Below are 26,489 nucleotides of genomic sequence, written 5' to 3'. Positions count from 1 at the left end.
CCGTTCTTCTACAATCCGTTGTGTTGTCAGCCGCCCCGGGGGGCAGCGCGCCGGCCTTTTGCGCCAGGCCGCGCACCCCTGGCCGGCCTGGAGAGATTCATGCATCCGATGCTAAATATCGCCGTCAAGGCGGCCCGCAAGGCAGGTTCCGTCATCAACCGCGCGTCGATGGACGTCGACCGGGTCCATGTCTCCCGCAAGCAGCACAACGATTTCGTCACCGAAGTCGACCGCGCCGCCGAGGCCGCGATCATCGAAATCATCCGCACGGCCTACCCGGAACACGCCATTCTAGCGGAAGAGTCCGGCCAGTCCTGGGCCGAGGGCGAAGAAGCCGCCAGCGAATACGTCTGGGTGATCGACCCGCTCGACGGCACCACCAACTTCATCCACGGCTTTCCCCAGTATGCCGTCTCGATCGCCCAGTTGCACAAGGGCGTGCCGGCGCAGGCGGTGGTCTACGATCCCACGCGTGACGAACTCTTCACTGCCAGCAAGGGCGCCGGTGCGTTCCTGAACAACCGCCGCATCCGCGTGTCGCGCCGCGACAAGCTGGCCGACTGCCTGATCGGCACCGGCTTCCCCTACCGCGACATGGCCGGCCTGGACCAGTACATGGAACTGTTCGCCCTGATGACGCAAAGCTGCGCCGGCCTGCGCCGCCCGGGCTCGGCCGCGCTCGACCTGGCCTATGTGGCCTGCGGCCGCACCGACGGCTTCTTCGAGCAAGGGCTGAAGCCGTGGGATATGGCGGCAGGCATGCTGCTGGTGACCGAGGCCGGCGGCCTGGTCGGCAACTATGCCGGCGAAGCCCGCCAGCTGGAACAGGGCGAAGTGCTGGCCGGCAACCCCAAGGCGTTCGCGCAGATGGTGCGCCTGCTGTCGCCGTTCTCGCTGGACAACGCCAAGCCTGTCCTCTCTAGGCCCGCCATCTAAAGGCAGCCGGCAGCGCGGCCCCCCCCGCCGCGCTCCGGCTCAGCGCCGCCCGGCCGGCTGCGCTCCCGGGCCCTTCCAGGTGCCGAGCGCCACGCCCCCGACAATCAGCACCATCGCGCCCAGCAACGGCGGCCCCAGCGGCTCGCCCAGCGCCAGCGCCGAACACAGGCTGCCGAACACCGGCACGCCGAGCAGCCCCAGCGACGTCGCCATGGCAGGCAGCGCACGGTTGACCGTGGTCAGCGCCCAGTAAGCCAGCGCGATGCCGAACACGCCGCCATACAGCAGCAGGAGCCAGAATGCCGGTTCCGGCCGCAACTGCGGCGGCCCCTCCTGGCGCAGCGCCAGCACGCCCAGCACGCAAGTCGCCAGCAAGGCCTGCCAGAACGTCAGCTCGAACGGCGGCGACACCCATCGATGGGCGCGCACGTAAAGGATGCTGGCGGCCCAGCACAGCGCCGCCGCCAGCACCAGGCCGTTGCCCAGCAAGGCGGCGCGGTCGTGCCAGTCGAATGCCAGCGGATTGAAGATCAGCGCCAGCCCGGCAAGGCCTAGCATCACGCCTGCCGCGCGGGCGCGCGTGAGCGGTTCGCGCAGCAGCAGGAAAGCGCCCGGCACCACCCACAGCGGCGTGGTGTAGGCCAGCACCACCGAGCGCGCCGCCGGCACGGTTTGCAGTCCCACGCTGACCAGCAGCGAAAAGGCCGTCATATGCAGCAGGCCGACGCACAGCACCACTGGCATGTCGCCGCGGCGCGGCAGGATCAGGCGCCCGCGCGCCACGCAGATCGCGAGCAGCGCGGCGGTACCGACCGCCGAGCGCAGCGTGGTGGCCCACAATGGACTGAGGTAGTGCAGCAAGGCCTTGCCGACCGGCCAGTTGATGCCCCAGGCCACCACCACCACGCCCAGCAGGAGCGCGGCCTCGCGGCGGGACAGGTCAGCGCTGGCCATGGCCGGAGCCGGCCCGCACCGCCGGCGCGGGAGCACCCTCCCTCCAGTGGCTCACATAGGCCGGCTCGCCCGCCTGCTCCCCGTCCGGCACCGGCGGCCGCGCGCACAAGGCCAGCGGCAGCACGCCAGCCCACACCGGCAGTGCAAGATCATCCTCGTCGTCCTTGGGACCGCCGCTGCGGATCTTGGCCGAGGCCTCCTCCAGCCCGATGCGCAGCACCGTGGTGGCAGCCAGTTCATTGGCGTCGCCCGGGCGCGCCTGCGCGGAGCGTCCCGGGGCGATGTGCTCCAGGAACGCATCCAGCGCTGCCGCCTTGGCCGCGCCGACGACGACTTCGAAGCTGCCGTAGATCACCGCCGAGCGGTAGTTCATCGAATGATGGAAGGCCGAGCGCGCCATCACCAGGCCGTCCAGGTGCGTCACGCACACGCAGACCTGGCTGCCGGTGGCGGCCAGCTTCAGCATGCGGCTGCCGTTGGAGCCATGGATATAGAGATGCTCGCCCTCGCGCCAGCACGCGGTGGGAATGCAATGGGTGCCGTTGTCGTCGGTGAAGGCGAGATGGCAAAGATAGGCGGCGTCGATGATCGCGTGCAGCGTGGCGCGATCGTAGTGGCCGCGCTCGGCAACGCGGCGCAAACGGGTACGGTCGCTCGGCGGCATCGGCTTGTGGTTCATCCTGGGCTCCATGGTTGCGGTTGTGCGGCGGGTTCCGCCAGCGCAGCGTGGCAGCGCTGCGCGTCCGGCGATGCAGCTACGATAGGGTTTTCGTGGCACCATGACTAGACCCATGAATAACGCAAAACCTGGAACCACCAAATGGACTATGGCCTGCTGGTCTCGACCTACACGCGGCAGCTCGACGGGCGCAAGCTCACCCGGCAGCGCTTGCTGTACGAATGCCTGCGCAGCGCCATCCTCGATGGCAGGATTGCCCAGGGCAGCCAGCTGACTGCCACCCGCACGCTGGCGGCCGAACTCGGCATGGCCCGCAACTCCGTGATCTACGCCTACGAACGCCTGACCGCGGAGGGCTTCGTCGCGCCTACCCGGCATGGCACCACGGTGGCGCGGGTGGGCCTGGCACGTGCCGGCCATAGCGCGGGCGAGCCCGGGCGCGTCGCCGAGCTGTCGCGCCGCGTGGGCGGGCTGCAGCGCGACCGCGATGGCATGCACGACCTGCTGCCCTTCGTGCCCGGTGTGCCCGACCTGGAGGGCTTCCCGCTGGCGGCATGGCGGCGCTGCGTGGAACGCGCCTGGCGCCAGATGGGACCTCGCCACCTCGGCTACGGCAGGATCGAAGGCCAGCCCGCGCTGCGCCATGCCATCGCCGAATACCTGAAGGTGTCGCGCGGGGTCCGCTGCGAGATGGACCAGGTCTTCATTACCGACGGCACCCAGACCAGCCTGGACCTGTGCGCGCGCATGCTGGCCGACGCCGGCGACACCGCGTGGGTGGAAAACCCCGGCTACGGCGGCGCGCGCGCCGCCTTCCAGTCGGCCGGGCTGAAGCTGGAGCCGGTGCCGGTGGACGCCGACGGCCTGGCGCCGCGCCCCGGGCAATGGCGCGACGCCCCGCCCCGGCTGATCTACATCACCCCTTCCCATCAGTATCCGCTGGGCTCCATCCTCAGCCTGGAACGGCGCCTCAAGCTCATCGAAGACGCGCGCGCCGCCGGCGCCTGGATCATCGAGGATGACTACGACAGCGAATTCCGCCGCGACGGCGTGCCGCTGTCTGCCGTGCAAGGGCTCAGCGAAGACGCGCCCGTGATCTACCTCGGCACCTTCAGCAAGACGATGTTCCCGGCCCTGCGCCTGGGCTTCATGGTGGTGCCGCGCTGCCTGGCCACCGCCGTCGCCGGCACCCTGGGCGAGCTATCCAGGCGCGGCCATGTGGCCGAGCAGGTCGCACTGGCCGACTTCATCGACAGCGGCCAGTTCGCCCGGCACCTGCGCCGCATGCGCCAGCGCTACAGCCAGCGCCGCGACGCCCTGCAAGCGGCGCTGGAACGCCACCTGCGCGGCAGCGTGACGGTATCGGGCAGCGCCGGCGGCATGCACCTGTCCGCCCGGCTGGCGTTGCCGCTTGCCGATACCCTGGTCAGCCGCGCGGCGCGCGAACAGGGATTGATCGTGCGGCCGCTGAGCACCTACCGCCTGCCCGGCACCCCGCTGGAGCAGTACAACGGCTTCGTCTTCGGCTACGCCGGCGTACCGGCCAGCGCCATCGACGGGCTGATCGCGCGGCTGGCCAGCGTCATCGCCTCGCTGCAGCAAGGACCGGCAGCATAGGCAGGGCTGGCGGCGGTGGCACGCCGCGCACGCGCAGCCTCGCCCGGCTCCGGCAGCGCACCACGGCATCTACGCCGTCCTTGGCGGTCGGCCAGCCTGCCATCTACATTATTCCCATGGGACTTCCAATCCCCCTGCGCCGGCGCGCGCCGCAACGCCGCTGGCCACGGGGCCGGGCGCTGCGCTTTGGATGCTGCGCCGCAATAGTTTCCTGGGTGGCGAAGATGGCGGCACTATCGAAGTGGTGGAAGCTCCTCGCCGGCAAGCCCCTCGATCCGCTGGCGCCGGGCACCCGCCATGCGATTGCCGTGATGCCGGTGCTGGCGTGGGTCGGCCTCGGGGCCGACGGGTTATCGTCCTCATGCTACGGGCCAGAGGAGGCGTTCCTGGCACTTGGCGCTCACACGCCGCTGGCGCTGTTCCTTGCCGTTGCCACCGCGAGCACGGTCTTTATCATCGCGGTCGGCTATAACCAGGTCATTGAGCTCTTTCCCACCGGCGGCGGCGGCTACCGGGTGGCCACGGCCTTGCTCGGGCCGCGTCCCGGGCTGGTGTCGGGCGCGGCGTTGCTGGTCGACTATGTGCTGACCGTGGCAACGTCGCTGGCCAGCGGCATAGACGCGTTCTTCAGCCTGCTGCCCGTGGAAGCGCAAGCCTTCAAACTGGCGACGGAACTGGTGGTCGTGATCATGATGACGGCGCTCAATTTCCGCGGGATGAAGGAATCCATCCTGGTCCTGATGCCGATCTTCCTCGCCTTCGTGGTCTTGCACCTGGGGCTGATCCTGTACGGGATCTTCGTGCACGGCGATCATCTTGCCTCAGTGGTGCCGGGCGCGGTCGGGGAGGCTTCCAGCCTGTCGCAGGCCATGGGACCGGTCGCGGTGGCGGCGCTGCTGATGCGCGCCTTCTCGCTGGGCGGCGGCACCTACACCGGCCTGGAAGCGGTCTCGAACAACGTGAACATGCTGGCCGAGCCGCGCGTGCCGAACGGCAAGTGGACGATGTTCTATATGGCGAGTTCGCTGGCCTTCACCGCCGGCGGCATCATCCTGCTGTACATGCTGTGGAACGCCACGCCGGTGGAAGGGCAAACCCTGAACGCGGTGGTCTTCAACCGTATCATCGGCCATCTCGGCCTGGGCTCCGAACTGTCCCGCCATGCCCTGCTCGCCGTGGTGCTGGCCTCCGAGGCCGGATTGCTGCTGGTGGGCGCGCAGACCGGCTTTCTCGACGGCCCGGCGGTGCTGTCCAATATGGCGGCGGACTACTGGGTGCCGCGTCATTTCCGCGATCTTTCGGCCAGGCTGGTGCGGCAGAACGGCGTCATCGTGATGGGCGTGGCCAGCCTGCTGATCCTGCTGTGGACGCGCGGCCAGGTGGCGGTGCTGGTGGTGCTCTACAGCATCAATGTGTTCCTGACCTTCAGCATGTCGCTGCTGGGCTTGTGCATCTACTGGTGGCGCCATCGCGGCGAGCGCCGCTGGATCGTGCGCTTTGGGCTGTCCCTGCTCGGCCTGTCGGTCACCTCCACGGTGCTGGTCATCACGCTGGTGGAGAAATTCACCGCCGGCGGCTGGCTGACGGTGCTGGTGACCGGCCTGGTGATCGGGCTGTGTGTCCTGGTCAAGCGGCACTACACCGCCACGCGTGCCGAGCTGGCGCGGGCCGATGCGCTCTTCGCCGGCAGCCCGCCGCTGGTCGATACCGGCCGCGTGCGGCCGCTCGACCGCAACCTGCCCACCGCCATCGTGCTGGTGGGCAAGCACCGCGGCGTCAGCATGCATGCCCTGCTGTGGGTCGAGCGGCTGTTTCCCGGGCACTTCAAGAACGTGGTTTTCCTGGCGGTGGGCGAAGTCGATGCCCAGAGCTACGAGGGCCAGGAAACACTGCACCGCCTGCAGCACGCGATCGGCGAGTCGCTGCAATACTACGTGGCCAACTGCCAGCGCCACGGCCTGGCGGCCGAATCCCGCGCGGCGTTCGGCACCAACCCGGTGCGCGAGTTCATGAAGCTGGTCGACACGGTAACGGCCGAGTACCCGAACAGCGTCTGCTTCGCCAGCAAGCTGATCTTCCAGCACGTGAACTTCCTTACCTCATGGCTGCATAACCAGACGCCCGGCGAGCTGCAGGCGCGGCTGCACCTGCAAGGCAAGCAGATGGTGCTGCTGCCGATGAATGTGCCGTGATCGCGCAACCTGCCCGATCTACCTGACCAGGGTGACCGGCACATGCGACAAGCGGATCAGCCTGTGCGCCAGCCGGCCGGCCAGCAGTTCCCCGACCGCGGTGCGTGCGGCGGTGCCCATCACGATGGCATCGCACTGGTTGGCCGCGGCCGTCTGTGCGATCGTTTCCGCAATGTCGCCGACCTTGATCTGCGCCACGTACCTGGCGCCGGCATCGTCCAGGATGCGGCGCGCGGGGCGCAGCGCCGCCTCGCCGCTCGACTCCTCCAGCTTGCGCAACGCCGCCAGCGAGTGATAGGCCGACGCGCGGCCGAATTCCAGCGGTGGCTGGACGTTGAGCAATAGCACCTCCGAGACACAGTGGTCCCGGAACATGAAGGCGGCGTGGCGCACCGCATCGAGCGCGTGCGCGGAGCCGTTGACGGGTACCAGAACTCTGAGCATTTCAATCTCCTTCTCCACGCTCGAACCTGAGCCCTTGCTTGCTGTTTCTATCGCTTTCGGCCCCCTGGAATCTGTATAGAACCGGCCGTGCAAAGATTGTGTAAAGAGATCGGCCGGCGCATCGCGAACCCGTAGGGATAGCGTCGGAATCCTTGGCCGCCGCCACCTCGTCCGCCCTCGGGCAAGGCGCTTCGCGTAGCGCCCCGCCGCCGGGCGTTTATACGGATTTGACACCCTTCCCGCGCATCTTTATCCAATGATGCCGCCGGCTCCTCTATAGCTAAGACAGTCGCAGGGCCGCAACCGTGCCGGCCATCGAACAGCCAGGCACGGCGCCCGGGGTGATGCGGGGAGCACCGACGTGAATCTATTCCTCTGGTTGCCGCTGCTGTTCGTGCTGGGCCTCGCCGGCATGGGCCTGTGCGGATTGTTCCTGCTTGGCTGCGAGCGCATTTGAGCCGCTTGATTGCATGGGAGTGACCATCGTGACCTGGCTTGCCGCGGGCTTGTCCCTGTTTGTCTTCGTGTACCTGGTGCTGGCCCTGATCCGGCCGGAGTGGTTCTAGCGGCCTGAATCTGACTTTTCCGGGGTGCCCCTATGTGGATCCTGCCTCTACTCATCCTGGCCCTGGCCATCGCCGTCTCCATCCCTTTGAGCCGGTACATGGCATGGATCATGGACGGCAAGTACCGGCCGCTGCCGGGACTGCGCTGGCTCGAAGCGCGCCTGGACAGCGGGCCGCAGGACTGGAAGCAATACACGGTCGCCCTGCTGGTATTCAACGGCCTGCTCTTCGTCTATGGCTACGCCGTGCTCGCCCTGCAGCCGGTCGCGCCGCTCAACCCCCTGGGGCGCGGCATGCTGGCGCCATCGACGATCTTCAACACGGTCATCTCCTTCATCACCAATACCAACCTGCAGCATTACTCGGGCGACCAGCATCTCTCCAACTTCAGCCAGATCTTCTTCATCCTGCCGAATATGTTCCTGTCGGCGGCGGTGGGACTGTGCGCGCTGACCGCCATCATCCGCGCGCTGCGCGGCGAGGCCGCCATCGGCAACTTCTTCGTCGACATGTGGCGGGTGGTGATCTATATGTTCGTGCCGGCCGCGCTGGTGTGCGGGGTGATCTTCATCCAGCAGGGCACCCCCATGACCTACCAGAGCGCGCATGCGGTGGCCACGCTGGAAGCCGGCGCAATGGGCATGGCCGACAACGGCCAGCCCAAGGCGCAGACCATCATCGTCGGCCCGATCGCGGCAGTGATACCGATCAAGATGCTCGGCACCAATGGCGGTGGCTTCTACGGCATGAACGCCGCCCATCCGTTCGAGAACCCCACGGCGGCGAGCAATGTGCTGACCACGGTTGCCATGATGGTGTTTCCCTTCGCGCTGGTGCTGATGTACGGGCGCATGCTCAGGCGGCTGCGCCATGCGGTGGTGATCTACTGCGTAATGCTGACCATGATGGTCGGCCTGATCGGCTGGGCCATCTACTGGGACACGCTGCAGCCCAATCCCGCGCTGACGGCCCATCCGGTTGCGCGCAACTACCCGATGCCGGGCGGCGCGGTGGCGGGCATGCCTGCCGTATTGACGATACCCGCGCAGCCGGCGTTGCCGGTGGACCAGCACCTGGGCAACCTGGAAGGCAAGGAACTGCGCTTCGGCACCTCCGCCGGCGCCACCTTCGCGGCCATCACCACCGACGTGACCTGCGGCGCCGTCAACGCGGAGCACGACAGCCTGCATCCGCTGGCGGGGCTGTCGCCGCTGATCGGCATGTGGATCAACTGCGTGTTCGGCGGCAAGGGCGTGGGCATGATCAACCTGCTGCTGTTCCTGATCGTGGGCGTCTTCCTGGCCGGGCAGATGGTGGGCCGCACACCGGAGTACCTCGGGCGCAAGGTCGGCGCGCGCGAGATGAAACTGGCCATGATCGCGCTGCTGATCCACCCGATCCTGATCCTCGGCCCCACCGGCATTTTCTCGGCGACCGACTGGGGCACCAAGGCGGAGGCCAACGCCGGCCCGCATGGCTTCACCGAGATCACCTACCAGTTCTCGTCGGCCTCGGCCAATAACGGTTCGGCCTTTGACGGCCTGGCCGTCAGCTACGGGCCCAACGCCAACCCCACCCCGCCGCCGTCCGCGGTGCAGTGGGATGTATCGACCGGGCTGGTGATGCTGTTCAGCCGCTACCTGCCCATCATCGCGCCGATCGCCATGGCGGTTTTCCTCGGCCGCAAGAAGAGCGCGCCGGCAACCCTTGGCACCATGCGCGACAACACCCTGACCTTCGGCCTGCTGCTGCTGGGCACGATCGTCATCGTCGGCGCGCTGCTGTTCCTGCCGGTGGCCGCGCTGGGGCCGCTGGCCGAGTACCTCGGACCGATCCCCTTCGGCGGATAGCCAGGGCACGTGAAGTCCGGTGATGCAGCTATCGAAGGAACCCTGTCATGGTCAGCCTCAAGACACCCCACGATGCGGTTGGCGGTTTGCCCACCGGGCTGAAGCCCCCGCGCAGCCTGATGCCGCACGCGCTCTTCCCCTGGCCGCTGGTGCGTACCGCCATGTGGCAGGCCGTGCTGGCGCTGAGGCCCGACGTGCAATGGAAAAACCCGGTGATGTTCGTGGTGGAACTCGGCGCGTTGCTGACCCTGTTCTACACGGTGCAGCTGGCGCTGGGCAGGGCCGTGAGCCAGACGCCTCTGACTTACTTCCTCGCGCTTGACGCCTGGCTGTGGGCCACGGTGCTGTTCGCCAACTTCGCCACCGCCATCGCTGAGGAGCGCGGCAAGGCGCAGGCGGAGTCGATGCGGCGCACGCGGCAGGACACGCTTGCCTGTCGCCTCCATGGCGACAGCGTCGAGACGGTTTCCTCGAACAAGCTGGTGCCGGGCGACCTGGTCATCGTCAAAGCCTGGGAGATCATCCCCAGCGATGGCGAAGTGGTGCAAGGGGCAGCGGCGGTGGACGAATCCGCGATCACCGGCGAATCCGCGCCGGTGATCCGGGAATTTGGCGGCGATCGCTCCGGTGTGACCGGCGGCACCATGGTGATCTCGGACCAGATCATCATCCGCATCACCGCACGCGCCGGCGACACCTTCATCGATCACATGATCAGCCTGGTGGAAGGCGCGGTGCGGCAACGCACGCCCAACGAGATCGCCCTGGCCCTGGTGCTGTCCGCCTTCACGCTGATCTTCCTGATCGTGGTGGTGCCGCTGTGGCCGATGGCGCTGAACGCCGAGCAGTACATGACGTCCTACCTCGGGCTGGCCACGCCAATCAAGAGCCTGGGCACCGATATCCCGACCCTGGTAGCGCTGCTGGTGTGCCTGATCCCGACCACCATCGGCGCCCTGCTGGCCGCCATCGGCATCGCCGGCATGGACCGGGCGCTGCGCGCCAACATCATCGCCAAGAGCGGCAAGGCGGTCGAGGTGGCTGGCGATATCGACACCGTGGTGCTGGACAAGACCGGCACCATCACGGTGGGCAACCGGCGCGCCACCCAGTTCCTGCCGATGCTTACCTATACCGAGGCAGACCTGCAGCAACTGGCCGCGCTGGCGTCGGCGGGCGACCAGACGCCCGAGGGCAAGAGCATCGTCACCGCCGCCATGGGGGACAAGGCCATGGCGCCTCCCGGTGGTGCCATCGTCGTGCCGTTCACGGCGCAGACCCGCATGAGCGGCCTCGACCTGCCGGACGGGCGGATCCTGCGCAAGGGGGCGCCGGATGCCATCATCGCCCACGTCGGCCGGCTCGGCGGCACGGTGCCGCCGGAGCTGGCAGCCATGCTCAAGCTGGTGGGCGGCAAGGGCGCCACGCCGCTGGCGGTGGCCACCGGCAACGCCATCGTCGGCGTGGTGGTGCTGGAGGACGTGCTCAAGGAAGGCATCCGCGCGCGCATCCTGCATCTGCGCAAGATGGGGCTGCATACCGTGATGGTCACCGGCGACAACGCACTGACCGCCGCCACCATCGCCGACCAGGCCGGGGTGGATGAATATATCGCCGAGGCCACCCCCGAAGCCAAGCTCGTCTATCTGCGGCGCGAACAGGCCGAAGGCAAGCTGGTCGCGATGATGGGCGACGGTACCAACGACGCGCCGGCCCTGGCGCAGGCGGACGTCGGCCTGGCCATGAATTCCGGCACACAGGCAGCCAAGGAGGCCGGCAATATGGTCGACCTCGACAGCGACCCGACCAAGCTGATCGAGGTGGTGGAAATCGGCAAGCAGTTGCTGATGACGCGCGGCGCGCTGACCACCTTCTCGATCGCCAACGACGTGGCCAAGTACTTCGCCATCGTGCCGGCGCTGTTCGCCGGCACGCTGCCGTGGCTCAAGGCGATGGACGTGATGCAACTGCATTCGCCCACCTCGGCCATCCTGTCGGCGGTGATCTTCAACGCGCTCATCATCCCGATGCTGATCCCGATCGCGCTCAAGGGCGTCACCTACCGGCCGCTCGGCGCGGACGCCCTGCTGCGCCGCAATCTGCTGGTATGGGGGCTGGGCGGCGTGGTGGTGCCGTTCATCGGCATCAAGCTGATCGACCTGCTGCTGGTGGGGCTGCGGCTGGCGGCCTGAGGCGGCCCGCTGCGCGAACGAGGAGATAGCCATGTTTCGTCATATCGGCAAAAGCCTGTGGCTGCTGGTCAGCGTGGTGGTGGTGGTCTGCGGCATCTACCCCGCCGTGCTATGGCTCGTGGGCCAGACCGTCTTCCCCTTCCAGGCCAACGGCAGCATGGTCGCCGGCCCCGATGGCAAGCCGGTCGGCTCGCTGCTGATCGCGCAGCCGTTCAGCAAGGACGAATACTTCCAGCCACGCCCCTCGGCGGTGTCATACGACGCCTCGGCCTCGGGCTCGTCGTCGCTGGCGCCCAGCAACTACGCGCTGCGCGACCGCGTGGCGCGGGCCATCGCACCGGTCGCGCGCTATGGCGGCGGACCGCGGCAAGGACAGGCGGCCGGGCCGGACGTGGAGCGCTGGTTCCAGGCCGACCGCTACCAGGGGCAGCCCCACCTGGTGGCGCAATGGGCGCAGGCACACAGTGGCCTGGCACAGGCCTGGGTCAATGCCAGCCCGGCGCATGCCGCGTATGTCGACGCCTGGGCCAAAGGCAGCCCGCAACAGGTGGCCGCGTGGATCAAGGACAACCCGGGCACGCCGCAACCCAAGGCGGCCGACCTGGCCGTGCCCTTCTTCGTCGCCTTCTCCGTGACGCGGCCCGGCATGTTCCCGGCCGATGTCTCCCATACCGGCGCCGATGGCAAGGCCATGAGCACGGTCGAGGCCGTGCGGGAAGGTGCCGACATCCAGTCGGTCTTCTTCGACATGTGGCGCCAGGAACATCCGCAGGCCGACCTCGCGCCGGTACCGGCCGACATGGTCACCGCCTCCGGCTCCGGCCTTGACCCCGACATCACGCTGGCCAACGCCTTGTTCCAGCTCGACCGCGTCGCGGCCGCCTGGGCGCGCGACACCAGGCGCGACGCCGGCCAGGTGCGGCAGGAGATCGCAGACCTGCTGCGGCAGCGGGCAACGGCGCCACTTGGCGGCCTGGCCGGAGAGCCCATGGTCAATGTCCTGGCCATCAACCTCGAACTACGCAAGCGCTACGGCGCGCCGGCCTAGCCACTAGCGCCGCATGCACGTCGGGGCGGCCCGCGGATACCGGGGCCGCCATCAATGGGGAGGCGCACGCGAAAATGCGCTGCCGCCCTCTCGTTTTGCATGGCGCGCCGGCGGCCTTGCCCGGGCTCACGGCCCCGTGTCCGGCACGGCCGTAGCGCACAGTCCACGGTCCCGCAAGCCCTTTCCGTCCCTCCGGCGCCAAGCTCGCAGTAAAATGCCGGTTTGATCCGCGCCCGCCACATCCATGGCGCCTGCCGCGCCAGGCCCCGCAGGACGCCGGAGTACCCGAAAACAGGCGGTTTCGCCAGGAGCCGCCCGAGAGGATTGCATGTCCGTAGAACCCCGACAGTCCGCCAAGACCGAGCCGAAGGCCGGTAACGCGGAAAAGCACACGCCCATGATGGCGCAGTACCTTGGCCTGAAGGCCGACCATCCGGACACCTTGCTGTTCTACCGGATGGGCGATTTCTACGAGCTTTTCCACGACGATGCCGAAAAGGCCTCGCGCCTGCTCGACATCACGCTGACCTCGCGCGGCTCGTCCAACGGCGTGCCGATCCGCATGGCCGGCATCCCCTTCCATTCGGTGGACCAATACCTCGCGCGGCTGGTCAAGCTGGGCGAATCGGTGGCGATCTGCGAGCAGATCGGCGACCCGGCCACCAGCAAGGGGCCGGTGGAACGCAAGGTGGTGCGCATCGTCACGCCAGGCACGCTGACCGACGCGGCGCTGCTGCCGGACAAGGCCGATACCTACCTGATGGCCGTGCACCAGCACACCACGCGCCGCGGCGTCAGCAAGATGGGCCTGGCCTGGCTCAACCTGGCCAGCGGCGAGCTGCGCCTGATGGAATGCGAGGTGGCGCAGCTTGGCCGCGAGCTGGAGCGGATCCGCCCGGCGGAGCTGCTGTTCGCCGACGGCATCGAACTGCCGGCCCTGGCCTGCGCGCGTACCCGCCTGCCCGAATGGCATTTCGACCAGGACGCCGGCACGCGCCGCCTGCGCGAGCAGCTCGGCGTGGCCAGCCTCGACCCGTTCGGCTGCGCCGGACTGGGCGCGGCGCTGGGCGCCGCCGGCGCGCTGCTCAACTACGCCGCCTCCACCCAGGGACAGTCGCTGCGCCATGTGCAGGGCGTGACGGTCGAGCGTGAATCGGAATTCGTCGGACTGGACACCGCCACCCGGCGCAACCTGGAACTGACCGAGACCCTGCGCGGCGGCGAGTCGCCGACGCTGTTCTCGCTGCTGGATACCTGTGCCACCACCATGGGCAGCCGCCTGCTGCGCCACTGGCTGCACCATCCGCTGCGCGACCGCGCCATGCCGCAGGCGCGCCAGCAGGCCATCGGCGCCCTGCTCGGCCAGGGCACCGATGGCCTGCGCGCGGCGCTGCGCCGCCTGGCCGACGTGGAACGCATCACCGCCCGCCTGGCCCTGATGAATGCGCGCCCGCGCGATCTCTCCTCGCTGCGCGATACGCTGACCGCCCTGCCCGACGTGCAGGCCTGCCTGCGCCCGGACGATGCCGCGCCGTTGCTGAACCAGACCGTGACGGAACTGGCCGTGCCCTGGGAGTGCCATGCGCTGCTGGTCAGCGCGGTGGCGCCGGAGCCGGCCAGCGTGATCCGCGACGGCGGCGTGATCGCCCGCGGCTATGACGCCACGCTCGACGAGCTGCGTGATATCTCCGAGAACTGCGGCCAGTTCCTGGTGGAGCTGGAAGCCCGCGAACGCACCCGCACCGGCATCGCCAACCTGCGCGTGGAATACAACCGGGTGCACGGCTTCTATATCGAAGTCACCAACGGCCAGGCCGACAAGGTACCCGACGACTATCGCCGCCGCCAGACGCTGAAGAACGCCGAGCGCTACATCACGCCCGAGCTCAAGGCCTTCGAAGACAAGGCGCTGTCCGCGCAGGACCGCGCGCTGGCGCGCGAGAAGCTGCTCTACGATGGCCTGCTGCAGCAGTTGCTGCCCCATATCGGCGAGTTGCAGCGCGTGGCGGGCGCGCTGGCCCGGCTCGACGTGCTGGCGGCGCTGGCCGAGCGCGCGCAGACCCTGGACTGGACCCAGCCCGAGCGCGTCGACGAGAACGTGATCGACATCGTGCAGGGGCGCCATCCGGTGGTGGAAGGCCAGCTCGCCGCGGAATCCGTGCCGTTCATCGCCAACGAATGCCAGCTGACGGAGGCGCGCAAGCTGCTGCTGATCACCGGTCCGAACATGGGCGGCAAGTCGACTTTCATGCGCCAGACCGCGCTGATCGTGCTGCTGGCCTGCGTGGGCGCCTACGTGCCGGCGCGCCGCGCGGTGATCGGCCCGATCGACCGCATCTTCACCCGTATCGGCGCCGCCGACGACCTGGCGGGCGGGCGCTCCACTTTCATGGTGGAGATGACCGAAGCCGCCGCCATCCTGCATAACGCCACCCCGGCCAGCCTGGTGCTGATGGACGAGATCGGGCGCGGCACCTCGACCTTCGACGGCCTCGCGCTGGCATGGGCGATCGCCCGCCATCTGCTGGCGCACAACCGCAGCCATACGCTGTTCGCCACCCACTACTTCGAGCTGACGCAACTGCCGCAGGAATTCACGCAGGCAGCCAACGTCCACCTGTCGGCGGTCGAGCATGGCGATGGCATCGTGTTCCTGCACGCGGTCCAGGATGGCCCCGCCAGCCAGAGCTACGGCCTGCAGGTGGCGCAACTGGCCGGCGTGCCGCAGCCTGTGATCCGCGCGGCGCGCAAGCACCTGGCCTGGCTGGAGCAGCAGTCGGCGGACGCCACGCCCACGCCCCAGCTCGACCTGTTCGCAGCGCCGCCCCCGCCCCTGGACGAGGACGACTACGCGGAGCCGGCCACCAGCCATTGCGCCGGCGCCATCTCGCCGCAACAGGCCGCGCTGCTCGACGCCGTCGCCGAACTGGACCCGGACAGCCTGACGCCGCGCGACGCGCTCGACGCGCTCTACCGGCTGCACGCGCTCGCCAGGAATGCCGTAACCACCGCATGAGGCCGATCGGGCCGATGCGCCAGGGAAACCGCTGCATGGGCGGACGAAGCGCCAGCGCTCGCTCGCGCGCGTCCGTGTGCAGGTTGAAGGGATTCGCCTGCTCCGCCGTGCTGGCCATCCTGCTGGCATTGCCGGCATGGTCGGGCACGGCGCTGGCAGCGCGCGTCCGTGCGCCGGCTGCCGAGACCGTCCGGGTGGCGCTGCTCGCCGACCAGCCCCAGTGGCCGGCCGCCGAAGCCGGCACCACCCGCCTGCTGGACTACCTGGCGGCGCGCCGGCTCGATTTCGCGGTCCACCTCGGCGGCATCAAGGGCGATACCGAGTCTTGCGGCGACACCCTGCTTACCGCGCGCCAGCGCCTGCTCGACCAGTCGCCGCTGCCGCTGTTCTACCTGCCCGGCGAAACCGACTGGGCGGAATGCCACCGGCCGGTCAACGGCCACTTCGACGCGATGGAACGGCTGAACCGCCTGCGCGAGCTGTTCTTCCCGGCCGACACCACGCTCGGCCAGCGGGTGCTGCCGCTGATGCGCCAGTCCGACCAGGCCACCTTCCGCAGCTTCCGCGAAAACATACGCTGGACCGCGGGCAATGTGATGATGGTGGGATTGAACCTGCCGGGCGACAACAATCACTATCGCTCCGAAGGCGGCCGGAATGGCGAGTTCGAGGATCGCCGCGAAGCCAACCGCCAGTGGCTGACACGCGCCTTCTCGCTGGCGCAGCAGCAAAACCTGCCGGGTATCGTGGTGCTGGAGCATGCCGATCCGCAGTTCGGCAACGGCTGGGAACAGCGCGGCAAGCCTTCCCTGCTGGACGGCTTCCTGCGCCGCCGGCCGCGCGACGGTTACCTGGAATTCAAGCGGCAGTTGCGCGACCTGGCCGGGCGCTTCCGCGGGCAGGTATTGCTGGTCCATACGGGCGCGGGCGGCTTCGGCATCGACACGCCGCTCAAGGATGCCAGCGGCAAGACGCTGCGCAATTTCACCCGCGTCGTCCTGCCGGGCGGCGCGCCGGGCCAGTACACCGAGCTGGCGATCACCCCGGGATCGCCCTCGCTGTTCGAAGTGACGCTGAAGGACGGCCCAGAGGCGGAATGACGTGCCAGCGACTCCCGCTCCGGTAGTGCACGCCCAATAAAAAAGCCGGCAATGCCGGCTTGTGCGTAACGATTGCCGCGAAGGGCCGCGAGGGCTGACGCGCGTCGCGCACTCAGTGCAACGTGCGGCTGCTGTCGCCTTCGTCGTCCTCGTCCTCGTCGACCACTTCGATGCCCGAGGCGCCGTGCGCGTGGCCGTGCTGTACTTCGTCGGCCGTGGCTTCGCGCACCTCGGCAACCTGCAGCCAGAAACGCAGCGCCATGCCGGCCAGGGGATGGTTGCCGTCCAGCACGACCTTGTCTTCGGCCACGTCGGTCACGGTGTAGATGATCGAATCCTCGTCGTCGCCGTCTTCGGGCACGCCCTCGAACTGCATGCCGATTTCCAGCGGCTCGGGGAAACGGTTGCGCGGCTCGACCTTGACCATGTCGGCGTCGTAATCGCCGAAGGCTTCCTCGGGTTCGAGCTGCAACTGGGTCTCGAAGCCGGCTTCGTGGCCTTCCAGTGCTTCCTCGATCTTGGGGAACGTGCCATCATACCCGCCGTGCAAGTAGACCATCGGCTCATCCGACTCCTCGATCAGATTGCCTTGCGCATCCGACAGCTTGTACACCACGGATACCACCGTGTTCTTAGCGATTTTCAATTCTTGACTCCATGAACGATTCCGCATTATACGCGCAGGCCTTGCCCCCCGGCCCCGTCGATCCTGACGTGCCGCTCACCCTCCTGGGTGGCATGACGCCGGCCGCTTTCATGCGCGATATCTGGCACCGCAAGCCCCTGCTGATTCGACAAGCTGTACCGGGTATCGTGCCGCCGGTATCGCGCGAGTCGCTTTTCGAGCTGGCCGATCGCGATGACGTCGAGTCGCGCCTGGTGTCTCACTTTCGCAACCGCTGGAAGCTCGAGCAAGGCCCTTTCGCCGCCGACAACCTGCCCTCGCGCAAAGCCCGCCAATGGACCTTGCTGGTACAGGGCGTCAATCTCCACGATAGTGCAGCCGCGGCCTTGATGGGGCAATTCCGTTTCGTTCCGGACGCCCGTCTCGACGACCTGATGGTCAGCTACGCCACCGATGGGGGCGGCGTGGGCCCGCACTTCGATTCCTACGACGTATTCCTCCTGCAAGTATCGGGCCGGCGCCGCTGGCGCATCTCGTCCCAGGCCAAGCTCGACCTGATCCCGGACCTGCCGCTGAAGATCCTGGCCGACTTCACGGCGGAAGAGGAATGGGTGCTGGAGCCCGGCGATATGCTTTACCTGCCACCCCAGTACGCCCACGACGGCGTCGCCGAAGGCGAATGCATGACGTACTCGATCGGCTTCCGCGCGCCCGCCTATCGTGAACTGGCCGGCCATTTCCTCGCCTGGCTGTCGGAAACGGTGGAAGACAATGAGGATCTGGGCGGCCGTTACGCCGACCAGGGAGAGGCGGCTACCGCACATCCGGCGCAATTGCCAGCCAGGATGGTCAAGGCCGTGGGTGAGCGACTGAGTGCCCTGCGTTGGTCGGGTAGCATGATCTCGGAATTTCTGGGCGCCCATCTTTCCGAGCCGAAGCCGAGTGTCGAGTTTGCAGAAATATCCGAAATTCCGCTGAAGGCATACACAAAACTCGCACTTTCTCAAGGCATTGTGCTGGCGCCGGGCTCGATAGCGTTGTATGACCGCACACATTTCTTTATCAATGGGGAAGCCTACGAGCCGCCAGCCGCCCTGGCCCGCTGGTTGCGGCGGCTTGCCGATCAACGCTGCCTGGGCGCCCAGGAGGTGGCTGCCTGCGCGGATTTGCCGGATCTGATGGAAACTTTTCATCACTGGGCACTCGAAGGATGGCTGCAATTTGCGCCATCCTCCCTGTAATAATCCGTAACAAGCAAAAACAGTAAAAGACAGCGCTACACAAGGCGGGGAAACGCGGATATAATCGTCGGCTGGCTAGTACTGTGTACCACTGCATTTGTCGGCACCCGGGAGAGCCTCTATTTTGCAGTTCAAGAGCGATAATTACCGGTAATTATTCATCGCCTGTTTTCTGTTATTAAAGTTAAAGGACGAACAATGAAGAAGTCTCTCCTGATCGCATCGCTGCTCGCCGCCGTTGCTCTCGCCGCTTGCGGCAAGAAGGAAGAAGCCGCTGCTCCGGCACCGGAAGCTTCGGCTCCGGCTGCTGCTGCTCCGGCAGAAGCATCGGCTCCGGCTGCTGCTGCTCCCGCTGCTGAGGCTTCGGCTCCGGCTGCTGACGCTTCGGCTCCGGTTGCTGCTGCTGACGCATCGGCTCCGGCTGCTAAGCAGTAATCGGTCTCGACCGATGAAAAAAAGCCGACCTTCGGGTCGGCTTTTTTTCGTCTGTATGGCCCGGACGATCCATACGATCCGAGGCATTGCCCCAAGCCTTGCACCCGCACCAGGCAAGACCCCGCCACCCGGAGCAGACCCGGGTGGCTTCAGGCCCTGACCGGCTGCCAGCCCAGCCCTTCCTGCTGGTCCGCCACCAGAATATCGCAGGCCGACACGCCGAGCACCGTCGCCAGCGCCCCGGTGGCCAGTTCCCGCGTGTTGTTCTGCTTGCTCAAGTGCGCAGCCACTACGCGCTGCAGCCCCTCATGCATCACACGCGCCAGGATCCCGGCCGCGACTTCATTGGCCAGGTGGCCGAAATCGCCACCGATACGCCGCTTGAGCGAAGGCGGATAGGCGGAGTTGCGCAGCATTTCGCGATCGTGGTTGCACTCCAGCACCAGCGCATGCACGCCGGCCAGCCGGGCAGTGACATAGGGCGTCTCCATACCGGCGTCGGTCAGCACGCCCAGCCTGGCATCGCCGTCGCTCACCACGAACTGCAGCGGCTCGCGCGCATCGTGCGGCACCGTGTACGGCAGGATTTGCAGGCTGCCGATCGCAAAGGGATGGTCGGAGCAGCATACGCGCACATCGGCGCTGTCCGCGCCGCGCAAATGCGAAGTCGCGAGCCAGGTACCGTGGCTGGTATGCACCGGCAGGTCGTGCCGGGACGCAAAGGAATAGGCGGAGCCGACGTGATCGCCATGCTCGTGGGTGACCAGCACGCCGTCGAGCTGGTCCGGCGTGATGCCGAGCCGCTCCAGCCGCCGTGCGGTTTCGCGAATACCGAAGCCGCAATCGAGCAGCACCCGCGTGGTGGTGGCGCCCTCCTGCGATTCGATCAACAGGGAATTGCCCTCGCTGCCGCTGCCGAGGAAGGCGAAGCGCATCATGCGCCGCCCTCCCCCGGAAGCCCGGCAGGCCACCCCGCGGCCTTGCGCCGCGGGTCGTCATGCGTGGCCCGCACTCCGGTCAGCGCAGTTGCTCGTCGAGCAGGGAAAGGATGCGCTTGCCGACATCCGTGCCTTCCGGCTGGCCCGCGTCGTTCTGCACCGTCACGGTCGTGCCGGTGCCGTCGCCCTTGAGCGCCACGCGGTATTTCTTCGCCTTCTTGCTGTCTTCCGTGCCGGTCTTGGTGAACAGCTTGGAGAAGAAGCCGCGGTTGTCCACCGTGTCGCGCGGGTCGACATAGCGCACATAGTAGAGCCCCTGGGCGCGGTCGCGGTCTTCCACCGTGAAGTTGACACGATCCAGCGCCAGCCCGACCGAACGCCAGGCGCGGTCGAACGGTTCCGACAGTTGCAGGGCCTGGGTGCCGTTGACCTGGGTCAGCGTGGTGTTGCCGCCGGACGTTGCCGCGGTGGCGGCGGCAGCCGGTGCTGCGGCAGCCGTGGTGGCGCCGGTGCCACCGCTCTTGACCATGCGGTCGGCCTGCTCCTTCTGCACGCCCAGGCGCTGCGCGAAGCGCGAGAGGAATTCCGCTTCCAGCTCGGGATCGGAAGGCCGCGGCGTCCAGACCGTCTGCGACTTGTCGACGCCGGTCAGCTGCTCCTGCGCGCCGCGGTGGCTGATGAACACCTCGAAGCTGCCGTTCTGGGCACGCTCCAGGCGCGTGCGGAACTTGTCGCGCTCGGAGGTCGAGTACAGGCCGTCGAACACCTTGCCGATGGTATTGCGGATGAAATCCTGCGGGATCTTCGCACGGTTCTCGGCCCAGTCGGTTTCCATGATGCCGGTCTCGGGCGAGTCCTGCACCAGCAGGAAACCGCTTTCCTGCCAGAATTCGCGCATCGACTGCCACAGCTTGTCAGCCGACGTGCCATTGCTGATCACCAGCCAGCGCTGATTGCCATCACGCTCCATGCGGATGCCCTGCGTAACCGGCAGCACGTTCTCCGAATTGGCCTGCTGCTGCACCGTCTTGGTCGACTGGTTATAGGTCGACAGCGTCGAGGTGCCGTTCTGGTCGGGCACCGAGTAACGGCGGTCGCCCTCGATCTTGGTCAGGTCCGGCGGCACGTCCAGCGTGGAGGTGCGCTTGGCAGCGGACTTGTAGTCGATCTTGTCGGGTGCCATAGCGTCGTTGATGCTGCTGCAACCGGACATCGCGCTCGCCACAAGCACGGGCAAGACCAGGGCGGCACGGCTAACTTGCGTTACGCCGCGGCGGTTAAGCTTGAGTTTCATTGACACGCAATCCTAGTTGATGGGATGACGGCAAAGCACGGGACGATCAGCCGAGCAGGCCGGCCGCCGACAGCGCCTTGCGCACCGCTTCGTGGTATTCCGTTGACAGCGGGGTGAGCGGGAGGCGGATACCGCCCTGCATCTTGCCCATTTGCTGGAGCGCCCACTTGACGGGAATCGGGTTGGCCTCGACGAACATCGCCTTGTTCAGCGCAACCAGTTCCATATGGATGCGACGCGCGGTGATAGCGTCGCCCTTCAGGGCAGCCACGCACAGTTCGTGCATCTTGCGCGGCGCCACGTTGGCCGTGACCGAGATATTGCCGTGACCGCCCAGCAGCATCAGGGCAATCGCGGTGGGATCGTCACCACTGTAGATGGCGAAGCCTTCCGGCGCATCCTTGATCAGCTGCGCGGCGCGGTCGATATTGCCGGTCGCTTCCTTGACGCCAACGATGCCAGGCACCTGCGCCAGGCGCAGGATGGTGTCGTGCTGCATATCGGCCACGGTACGGCCGGGCACGTTGTACAGCACCACGGGCAGGTCCACGGCTTCCGCGATGGTGCGGAAATGGCGGTACATGCCTTCCTGGGTCGGCTTGTTGTAGTAAGGCACGACCTGCAGCGATGCGTCGGCGCCGACCTGCCTGGCGAACGCGGTCAGCTCGATCGCTTCCTTGGTCGAGTTGCCACCGGTGCCGGCGATGATCGGAATGCGCTTGTCGGCCTGTTCCACGGCGACGCGGATCAGTTCGCAATGCTCATCCACCGTCACGGTGGGCGATTCGCCGGTGGTGCCGACGATCACGATGCCATCGGTGCCCTCGGCCACGTGCCAGTCGACCAGGGCGCGCAGCGCGGGGAAATCCAGGCTGCCATCTTCCTGCATCGGCGTCACGATAGCGACGATGCTGCCGTTAATCTGTGTCATAACGTTTGAGAATTCGAGAAACGAATACCGCGATTGTACCGGATACCTCGGGCCTGCCGACCGCACCTTCGACCGGGGAAAACCCAAGGCAGTTCAATGCGTGAAGCCCAGGTCCCGCCGACCTGGCGGGCAAATCGCCCGCGCCGCACTTCAGCCAGGCAAAGGATAACGCGGCGGCGCTTGGCCACCCGTTTTTCCATCGGCCTCCCGCACAGCGCAAAGCCGCTGTACAAAGGCAGCTTTAGGCACTTCGAGCACACCATCTTCGTAGGCTACCACGCGCAGGCTGCCGCGCACCGCCTCCAGCAGTTCTCCCGGCCGCAGCAGGAAATCCGGGTTCGAAGGCTTGCCCACGGTCTCGTTGCCGGCGGAGAAGGTTTCATAGAGCAGTACGCCGCCCGGCGCCAGCGCGCCGAGCAGGTACGGCCATAGCGGCCGGTGCAGATAATTGGTCACCACGATGGCATCGAAGGGCGGCTCGCCCGCCAATGGCCAGGCGCCCTGCTCCAGGTCGGCCAGGCGGGTGGCAACGCCGGCAGGCAAGGTAGCCAGCGCCGCGCCATCGCGATCCACGCCCAGCACGGCATGGCCGCGGCCCGCGAACCAGGCGGCATGGCGGCCACTGCCGCAGGCCAGGTCGAGCACCCGGCCGCCCGGGCGCACCAGATGTGCCCAGCGAGTCACCCACGGCGACGGCGCGCCCAGGGGCGCGTGCGTGGGCGCCGCACGCATCGTGCCCGGCGTGCTCATTGGTATCCCAGGCCCATCACGGCACGCACTTCGCGCATGGTCTCGCGCGCCGCCGCGCCGGCCTTGTCGCATCCGTGCGCGACGATGGCGCGCAGCAACGCGGGATCATCCATGTATTTCTGCGCCCGCTCGAGCATGGGCTGCTGCTCGCGCAGGATGCCCTCGATCACCGGCTGCTTGCATTCGATGCAGCCGATGCCGGCGCTGCGGCAACCCTTCTCGGCCCACTCGCGCGTGGGCGCGTCCGAATAAACCTGATGCAGTTGCCACACCGGGCAACGCGCCGGCTCGCCGGCGTCGGTGCGGCGCACGCGGGCAGGGTCGGTCGGCATGGTGCGCACCTTCTTCTCTACCGATGCCCTGTCCTCGCGCATGCGGATGGTATTGCCGTAGGACTTGGACATCTTCTGGCCGTCCAGCCCCGGCATCCGGGAGGCCGCGGTCAGCAGCGCCTGCGGCTCCACCAGGATGGTCTTGCGCGAACCGGCCAGATAGCCCAGCAGCAGCTCGCGATCGTCGCCGGACAGGCCCTGCGACTGCGCAACCAGGGCCCGGCCCTCCTCCAGCGCCGCTTCCGTACCCTGCTCCTGGTATGCCTTGCGCAACTCGAGGAAGGACTTGCCGCGCTTGCCGCCCAGCCTTCTGGCGGCTTCCTGCGCCCGTTCCTCGAAACCCGGCTGGCGACCGTAGAGATAGTTGAAGCGGCGCGCGATCTCGCGCGTGATCTCCACATGCGGCACCTGGTCTTCGCCCACCGGCACGCGGCCGGCGCGGTAGATCAGGATGTCGGCTGCCTGCAGCAGCGGATAGCCGAGGAAGCCGTAGGTGGAAAGATCCTTGTCCTTGAGCTTCTCGATCTGGTCCTTGTAGGTCGGGACCCGCTCCAGCCAGCCCAGCGGCGTGCCCATGGACAGCAGCAGGAACAGCTCCGCATGCTCAGGCACGCGGCTCTGGATGAACAGCGTGGCACGCTCGGGGTCGACGCCGGCGGCGAGCCAGTCGATCAGCATCTCCCACACCGACTCGCCGATCACTTCCGGCGATTCGTAGTGCGTGGTCAGCGCATGCCAGTCGGCCACGAAGAAGAAGCACGGATACTCGGCTTGCAGCTGGACCCAGTTTTTCAGTACGCCGTGATAGTGACCCAGGTGCAAGGCGCCGGTGGGACGCATGCCGGAGAGAACGCGGTCGGGGAACATGTCTGTCTGTATTTATGGGAAGCGATACGTGGTACTTGGCACTCGTATTCGTGGTTCGGTCTGCGGCATCGCTGCAGGCGCGGCGGCCGGGGATGCTGCTTACCGCACCAGCAGCAGGATGGGCTGCAGCATCAATTGCAGCAGGCTGCTCAATGCCGCCATCACCGGCTGCATCCACACCTTGGTGATCACGCCGGCGGCTACCAGCGCCAGCACCACGAAGATGCCATAGGGCTCGATACGCGAGACCGCAAACGCGATCCGCCGCGGCAACAGCGCGGTCAGCACGCGGCCGCCGTCGAGCGGCGGCACGGGGAACAGGTTGAAGGCGGCCATCACCAGGTTGACCAGCACGCCGGCGCGCGCCATCTGGCTGAAAAACGGCTCCTGCACCTGGGCCAGCACCAGGCCGATCGCCATCAGGGCCCACAGGAAGGCCTGCAGCACATTGCTGCCCGGGCCCGCCAGCGCCACCCACATGCCATGCCAGCGCGGGTTGCGCAGGTGGTCGAAGGCGACCGGAACCGGCTTGGCGTAGCCGAACACGAACTGGCCGCTGGTCATGAAATAGAGCAGCAGCGGCACCGCGATGGTACCAATGGGATCGATATGGCGCGCCGGGTTGAGGCTGACGCGGCCCATCGCATAGGCGGTGTTGTCGCCGAACAGCTTGGCCACATAGCCGTGCGCGGCCTCGTGCAGCGTAATGGCGAACAGGACCGGCAAGGCATAGACCGCGAGGGTCTGAATCAGTGAGGAATCCATGGGCGCTATTGTACCGGGGACGCGGAACGCCGCGGATACCGTCGGGCCGGCGCGGCAGGGCGATGGCAGGTGGGCATCAAAGGCCGAAGCGCTCGATGTCGCCCCGCCCCTGCCGCACCAGTTCCGGCTCGCCGCTGGTGAGGTCGATCACGGTAGTGGGCTGCGCCGGCGCGGGCCCACCGCAGATGACCAGATCCAGCAGCTTTTCAAGCCTGGCACGAATCACTTCCGGCTCGTTGAGCGGGGCTTCGTCGCCGGGCAGCTGCAGCGTGGCCGAGATCAGCGGCTCGCCCACCTCGGCCAGCAGCGCCAGCGGGATGGGATGGTCGGGCACGCGCACCCCGATGGTCTTGCGGGCGGGATGCGAGAGCCGGCGCGGCACTTCCTTGGTGGCTTCGAGAATGAAAACGTAGGGGCCTGGCGTGGCGCCCTTGAGCCAGCGGTACTGGCGATTGTCGACCCGTGCGAAGTTGCCGAGCTCGGACAGATCGCTGCACATCAGCGTCAGATGGTGCTTGTCGTCGATGCCGCGCATCCGGCGCAGCCGCTCCACCGCGGCCTTGTCGTCAAGCCGGCAGGCCAGCGCGTAGCTGGAATCGGTCGGCAGGGCAATCAATCCGCCCTGCCCGATGATCTGGGCGGCCTGCTTGGTCAGGCGCGCTTGCGGGTTGAGCGGATGGATTTCGAAATATTGGGACATGGGCAGTCTAGGGGCGAATGGGCGCAACCCGGGCGCAAGCACCGCGCGCAATCCGGGCTGGCTCTGCGAAGGAGAGATGCGAAGGGAGCGCATGGCGGGTTCGGGCCGGTGCGGCGCCAGGCGGCCGATGGCCGCCGCGGCTTACCAGTCATGCCAGACCGGCGTAACGGAGGACGGCAGCGGCGGCAGCGAGCCCAGCTCGACGCGCCCCTCGCCCGGCCCGTGGAAATCCGACCCCCGCGAGCCCAGCAGGCCGTAATGATGCGCGACGTCGACGTAGCGGCGGTACTGGTCCGGCGTGTGGCTGCCGGTCACCACCTCGACCGCGGCCCCGCCGAGCTGCTTGAACTCGTCGAATAGCGCATCGTGCTGGACCTGGGTGTAGTTGTAGCGCCCCGGGTGGGCCATCACCGGAATCCCGCCGGCGGCGCGGATCCAGCCTATGGCGTCGGACAGCCTGGCCCAGCGGTGACCGACGTAGCCCGGACGGCCCTCGCCGAGATACTCGCCGAACACGTCGCCGATGGTCTTGCAGCGCCCCTGATCCACCAGCCAGCGCGCGAAATGGGTACGGGAGATCAGGTCGGGATTGCCGACATAGCGCAGCGCGCCCTCATAGGCGCCCTCGATACCGACCGCCGCCAGCGCTTCGCCGATATCCTGCGCCCGCGCGGCGCGGCCGGAACGCGTGGCCGCCAGCCCCTGGACCAGGGCCGGACAGGCGGGATCGATCTGCAGGCCGACGATGTGCACGGTCTGGCCTGCCCACGTCACGGATATTTCCACCCCGGGCACATAGCGCATGCCGAGCGCCTCGGCGGCGGCGCATGCCTCTGCCTGGCCGCCGACCTCGTCGTGGTCGGTCAGCGCCCAGAAAGCCACGCCGCCGGCATGCGCGCGCGCCGCCACGTCGCGCGGCGGCAACATGCCATCGGATACCGTGGAGTGACAATGCAGATCTGCGTTGATTGCGTGTGGGTTTTGCATGCGGCTATTCTACTCTCGCGCCACTTCCGC

The 26,489-nt window shown here is 67.5% G+C and carries 23 protein-coding genes; 11 read left to right on the top strand and 12 right to left on the bottom strand.

The genetic code is table 11. The features are described 5' to 3' along the window. Nucleotides 1–99 precede the first annotated feature (99 nt). A complete protein-coding gene (locus P3W85_RS29575) occupies nucleotides 100–936 on the top strand; it encodes an inositol monophosphatase family protein (protein ID WP_276267367.1) in 837 nt (278 codons plus the stop codon). A gap of 39 nt (nucleotides 937–975) precedes the next feature. On the opposite strand, the gene P3W85_RS29570 is transcribed toward P3W85_RS29575, so the two are convergent. Together P3W85_RS29570 and P3W85_RS29565 are read right to left on the bottom strand one after the other, a co-directional pair. Continuing rightward, the gene (locus tag P3W85_RS29570; RefSeq protein WP_276267366.1) at nucleotides 976–1,890 is read right to left on the bottom strand and encodes a DMT family transporter; all 915 of its coding nucleotides are present in this window, start codon (nucleotides 1,888–1,890) and stop codon (nucleotides 976–978) included. Then, nucleotides 1,877–2,671, bottom strand: coding sequence for a pyridoxamine 5'-phosphate oxidase family protein (locus P3W85_RS29565; protein ID WP_430869646.1), 795 nt, complete (start codon nucleotides 2,669–2,671; stop codon nucleotides 1,877–1,879). The genes P3W85_RS29570 and P3W85_RS29565 overlap by 14 nt, the downstream gene beginning before the upstream one ends. Nucleotides 2,672–2,710: 39 nt before the next feature. On the opposite strand from P3W85_RS29565, the gene P3W85_RS29560 reads away from it, so the two are divergent. After that, entirely contained in the window at nucleotides 2,711–4,186 is a 1,476-nt protein-coding gene (locus P3W85_RS29560) for a PLP-dependent aminotransferase family protein (protein WP_276267364.1), read from the top strand. A 224-nt stretch (nucleotides 4,187–4,410) separates the two neighbouring features. After that, nucleotides 4,411–6,378, top strand: coding sequence for an APC family permease (locus tag P3W85_RS29555; RefSeq protein ID WP_017227727.1), 1,968 nt, complete (start codon nucleotides 4,411–4,413; stop codon nucleotides 6,376–6,378). A gap of 18 nt (nucleotides 6,379–6,396) precedes the next feature. Here the strand turns inward: P3W85_RS29555 and P3W85_RS29550 are convergent, their stop codons facing one another. Continuing rightward, complete coding sequence (locus P3W85_RS29550) at nucleotides 6,397–6,822, bottom strand: universal stress protein (RefSeq protein WP_017227728.1); 426 nt, start codon at nucleotides 6,820–6,822, stop codon at nucleotides 6,397–6,399. 470 nt (nucleotides 6,823–7,292) lie between these two features. Between P3W85_RS29550 and P3W85_RS29545 the strand changes: the two genes are divergently transcribed. The 6 genes from P3W85_RS29545 (at nucleotide 7,293) to P3W85_RS29520 (ending at nucleotide 16,594) form a co-directional block, all read left to right on the top strand. Continuing rightward, the gene (locus P3W85_RS29545; protein WP_017227730.1) at nucleotides 7,293–7,388 is read left to right on the top strand and encodes a potassium-transporting ATPase subunit F; all 96 of its coding nucleotides are present in this window, start codon (nucleotides 7,293–7,295) and stop codon (nucleotides 7,386–7,388) included. Between the two features lie 32 nt (nucleotides 7,389–7,420). Further along, nucleotides 7,421–9,238: a potassium-transporting ATPase subunit KdpA gene (gene kdpA, locus P3W85_RS29540; protein WP_276267363.1), complete on the top strand. Its 1,818-nt coding sequence runs from the start codon at nucleotides 7,421–7,423 to the stop codon at nucleotides 9,236–9,238. Nucleotides 9,239–9,285: 47 nt separating this feature from the next. Further along, entirely contained in the window at nucleotides 9,286–11,430 is a 2,145-nt protein-coding gene (gene kdpB, locus P3W85_RS29535; RefSeq protein ID WP_430869645.1) for a potassium-transporting ATPase subunit KdpB, read from the top strand. A 31-nt stretch (nucleotides 11,431–11,461) separates the two neighbouring features. Next, nucleotides 11,462–12,478 carry a potassium-transporting ATPase subunit C gene (locus P3W85_RS29530; RefSeq protein WP_276267362.1) on the top strand — a complete coding sequence of 339 codons (1,017 nt, stop codon included), beginning with the start codon at nucleotides 11,462–11,464 and terminating at the stop codon, nucleotides 12,476–12,478. 328 nt (nucleotides 12,479–12,806) lie between these two features. Next, on the top strand, nucleotides 12,807–15,494 hold the full coding sequence (gene mutS, locus P3W85_RS29525) for a DNA mismatch repair protein MutS (protein WP_430869644.1): 2,688 nt from the start codon (nucleotides 12,807–12,809) through the stop codon (nucleotides 15,492–15,494). 35 nt (nucleotides 15,495–15,529) lie between these two features. Further along, nucleotides 15,530–16,594, top strand: coding sequence for a hypothetical protein (locus P3W85_RS29520; protein ID WP_276267361.1), 1,065 nt, complete (start codon nucleotides 15,530–15,532; stop codon nucleotides 16,592–16,594). 112 nt (nucleotides 16,595–16,706) lie between these two features. Here P3W85_RS29520 and P3W85_RS29515 read toward each other — a convergent pair whose 3' ends face one another. Continuing rightward, complete coding sequence (locus P3W85_RS29515; protein ID WP_017225371.1) at nucleotides 16,707–17,240, bottom strand: FKBP-type peptidyl-prolyl cis-trans isomerase; 534 nt, start codon at nucleotides 17,238–17,240, stop codon at nucleotides 16,707–16,709. Between the two features lie 11 nt (nucleotides 17,241–17,251). On the opposite strand from P3W85_RS29515, the gene P3W85_RS29510 reads away from it, so the two are divergent. After that, the gene (locus P3W85_RS29510; RefSeq protein WP_276267360.1) at nucleotides 17,252–18,460 is read left to right on the top strand and encodes a cupin domain-containing protein; all 1,209 of its coding nucleotides are present in this window, start codon (nucleotides 17,252–17,254) and stop codon (nucleotides 18,458–18,460) included. Nucleotides 18,461–18,658: 198 nt separating this feature from the next. Then, nucleotides 18,659–18,895, top strand: a complete 237-nt coding sequence (locus P3W85_RS45630; protein WP_035808146.1) for a hypothetical protein — start codon at nucleotides 18,659–18,661, stop codon at nucleotides 18,893–18,895. Nucleotides 18,896–19,044: 149 nt separating this feature from the next. Here P3W85_RS45630 and P3W85_RS29500 read toward each other — a convergent pair whose 3' ends face one another. From P3W85_RS29500 to P3W85_RS29465, 8 genes are all read right to left on the bottom strand, one after another. Continuing rightward, complete coding sequence (locus P3W85_RS29500; RefSeq protein WP_017225374.1) at nucleotides 19,045–19,833, bottom strand: MBL fold metallo-hydrolase; 789 nt, start codon at nucleotides 19,831–19,833, stop codon at nucleotides 19,045–19,047. A 79-nt stretch (nucleotides 19,834–19,912) separates the two neighbouring features. Beyond that, nucleotides 19,913–21,127: an outer membrane protein assembly factor BamC gene (gene bamC, locus P3W85_RS29495; protein WP_035808148.1), complete on the bottom strand. Its 1,215-nt coding sequence runs from the start codon at nucleotides 21,125–21,127 to the stop codon at nucleotides 19,913–19,915. Between the two features lie 46 nt (nucleotides 21,128–21,173). Further along, nucleotides 21,174–22,058 (bottom strand): 4-hydroxy-tetrahydrodipicolinate synthase, encoded by an 885-nt coding sequence (gene dapA, locus P3W85_RS29490; protein ID WP_017225376.1) that lies wholly within the window; start codon nucleotides 22,056–22,058, stop codon nucleotides 21,174–21,176. Between the two features lie 150 nt (nucleotides 22,059–22,208). Beyond that, entirely contained in the window at nucleotides 22,209–22,808 is a 600-nt protein-coding gene (locus P3W85_RS29485) for a class I SAM-dependent methyltransferase (RefSeq protein WP_276267359.1), read from the bottom strand. Further along, nucleotides 22,805–24,007 carry a tryptophan--tRNA ligase gene (locus P3W85_RS29480; RefSeq protein ID WP_017231137.1) on the bottom strand — a complete coding sequence of 401 codons (1,203 nt, stop codon included), beginning with the start codon at nucleotides 24,005–24,007 and terminating at the stop codon, nucleotides 22,805–22,807. The genes P3W85_RS29485 and P3W85_RS29480 overlap by 4 nt, the downstream gene beginning before the upstream one ends. A 99-nt stretch (nucleotides 24,008–24,106) precedes the next feature. After that, nucleotides 24,107–24,772, bottom strand: coding sequence for a site-2 protease family protein (locus tag P3W85_RS29475; RefSeq protein WP_017231136.1), 666 nt, complete (start codon nucleotides 24,770–24,772; stop codon nucleotides 24,107–24,109). 76 nt (nucleotides 24,773–24,848) lie between these two features. Next, a complete protein-coding gene (locus P3W85_RS29470) occupies nucleotides 24,849–25,472 on the bottom strand; it encodes an L-threonylcarbamoyladenylate synthase (RefSeq protein WP_017231135.1) in 624 nt (207 codons plus the stop codon). A gap of 141 nt (nucleotides 25,473–25,613) precedes the next feature. Beyond that, nucleotides 25,614–26,459 (bottom strand): 3',5'-nucleoside bisphosphate phosphatase, encoded by an 846-nt coding sequence (locus tag P3W85_RS29465; RefSeq protein WP_276267358.1) that lies wholly within the window; start codon nucleotides 26,457–26,459, stop codon nucleotides 25,614–25,616. Nucleotides 26,460–26,489: the final 30 nt, after the last annotated feature.

Source organism: Cupriavidus basilensis (assembly GCF_029335485.1).
GTDB classification, from domain to species: Bacteria; Pseudomonadota; Gammaproteobacteria; order Burkholderiales; family Burkholderiaceae; genus Cupriavidus; species Cupriavidus basilensis_E.
This window is presented reverse-complemented; position numbering and strand designations above follow the sequence as displayed.

Excerpts from the sequence above, each read along its gene's own strand:
- P3W85_RS29560 (WP_276267364.1), top strand. The coding sequence starts at position 2,711 with ATGGACTATGGCCTGCTGGTCTCGACCTACACGCGGCAGCTCGACGGG.
- P3W85_RS29465 (WP_276267358.1), bottom strand. The coding sequence starts at position 26,459 with ATGCAAAACCCACACGCAATCAACGCAGATCTGCATTGTCACTCCACG.
- dapA (WP_017225376.1), bottom strand. The coding sequence starts at position 22,058 with ATGACACAGATTAACGGCAGCATCGTCGCTATCGTGACGCCGATGCAG.
- P3W85_RS29565 (WP_430869646.1), bottom strand. The coding sequence starts at position 2,671 with ATGGTGCCACGAAAACCCTATCGTAGCTGCATCGCCGGACGCGCAGCG.
- P3W85_RS29500 (WP_017225374.1), bottom strand. The coding sequence starts at position 19,833 with ATGATGCGCTTCGCCTTCCTCGGCAGCGGCAGCGAGGGCAATTCCCTG.
- P3W85_RS29530 (WP_276267362.1), top strand. The coding sequence starts at position 11,462 with ATGTTTCGTCATATCGGCAAAAGCCTGTGGCTGCTGGTCAGCGTGGTG.
- P3W85_RS29485 (WP_276267359.1), bottom strand. The coding sequence starts at position 22,808 with ATGAGCACGCCGGGCACGATGCGTGCGGCGCCCACGCACGCGCCCCTG.
- P3W85_RS29480 (WP_017231137.1), bottom strand. The coding sequence starts at position 24,007 with ATGTTCCCCGACCGCGTTCTCTCCGGCATGCGTCCCACCGGCGCCTTG.
- P3W85_RS29510 (WP_276267360.1), top strand. The coding sequence starts at position 17,252 with ATGAACGATTCCGCATTATACGCGCAGGCCTTGCCCCCCGGCCCCGTC.
- P3W85_RS29520 (WP_276267361.1), top strand. The coding sequence starts at position 15,530 with ATGGGCGGACGAAGCGCCAGCGCTCGCTCGCGCGCGTCCGTGTGCAGG.
- P3W85_RS29555 (WP_017227727.1), top strand. The coding sequence starts at position 4,411 with ATGGCGGCACTATCGAAGTGGTGGAAGCTCCTCGCCGGCAAGCCCCTC.
- bamC (WP_035808148.1), bottom strand. The coding sequence starts at position 21,127 with ATGAAACTCAAGCTTAACCGCCGCGGCGTAACGCAAGTTAGCCGTGCC.
- P3W85_RS29475 (WP_017231136.1), bottom strand. The coding sequence starts at position 24,772 with ATGGATTCCTCACTGATTCAGACCCTCGCGGTCTATGCCTTGCCGGTC.
- kdpA (WP_276267363.1), top strand. The coding sequence starts at position 7,421 with ATGTGGATCCTGCCTCTACTCATCCTGGCCCTGGCCATCGCCGTCTCC.
- mutS (WP_430869644.1), top strand. The coding sequence starts at position 12,807 with ATGTCCGTAGAACCCCGACAGTCCGCCAAGACCGAGCCGAAGGCCGGT.
- P3W85_RS29470 (WP_017231135.1), bottom strand. The coding sequence starts at position 25,472 with ATGTCCCAATATTTCGAAATCCATCCGCTCAACCCGCAAGCGCGCCTG.
- P3W85_RS45630 (WP_035808146.1), top strand. The coding sequence starts at position 18,659 with ATGAAGAAGTCTCTCCTGATCGCATCGCTGCTCGCCGCCGTTGCTCTC.
- P3W85_RS29575 (WP_276267367.1), top strand. The coding sequence starts at position 100 with ATGCATCCGATGCTAAATATCGCCGTCAAGGCGGCCCGCAAGGCAGGT.
- P3W85_RS29570 (WP_276267366.1), bottom strand. The coding sequence starts at position 1,890 with ATGGCCAGCGCTGACCTGTCCCGCCGCGAGGCCGCGCTCCTGCTGGGC.
- kdpB (WP_430869645.1), top strand. The coding sequence starts at position 9,286 with ATGGTCAGCCTCAAGACACCCCACGATGCGGTTGGCGGTTTGCCCACC.
- P3W85_RS29545 (WP_017227730.1), top strand. The coding sequence starts at position 7,293 with ATGGGAGTGACCATCGTGACCTGGCTTGCCGCGGGCTTGTCCCTGTTT.
- P3W85_RS29550 (WP_017227728.1), bottom strand. The coding sequence starts at position 6,822 with ATGCTCAGAGTTCTGGTACCCGTCAACGGCTCCGCGCACGCGCTCGAT.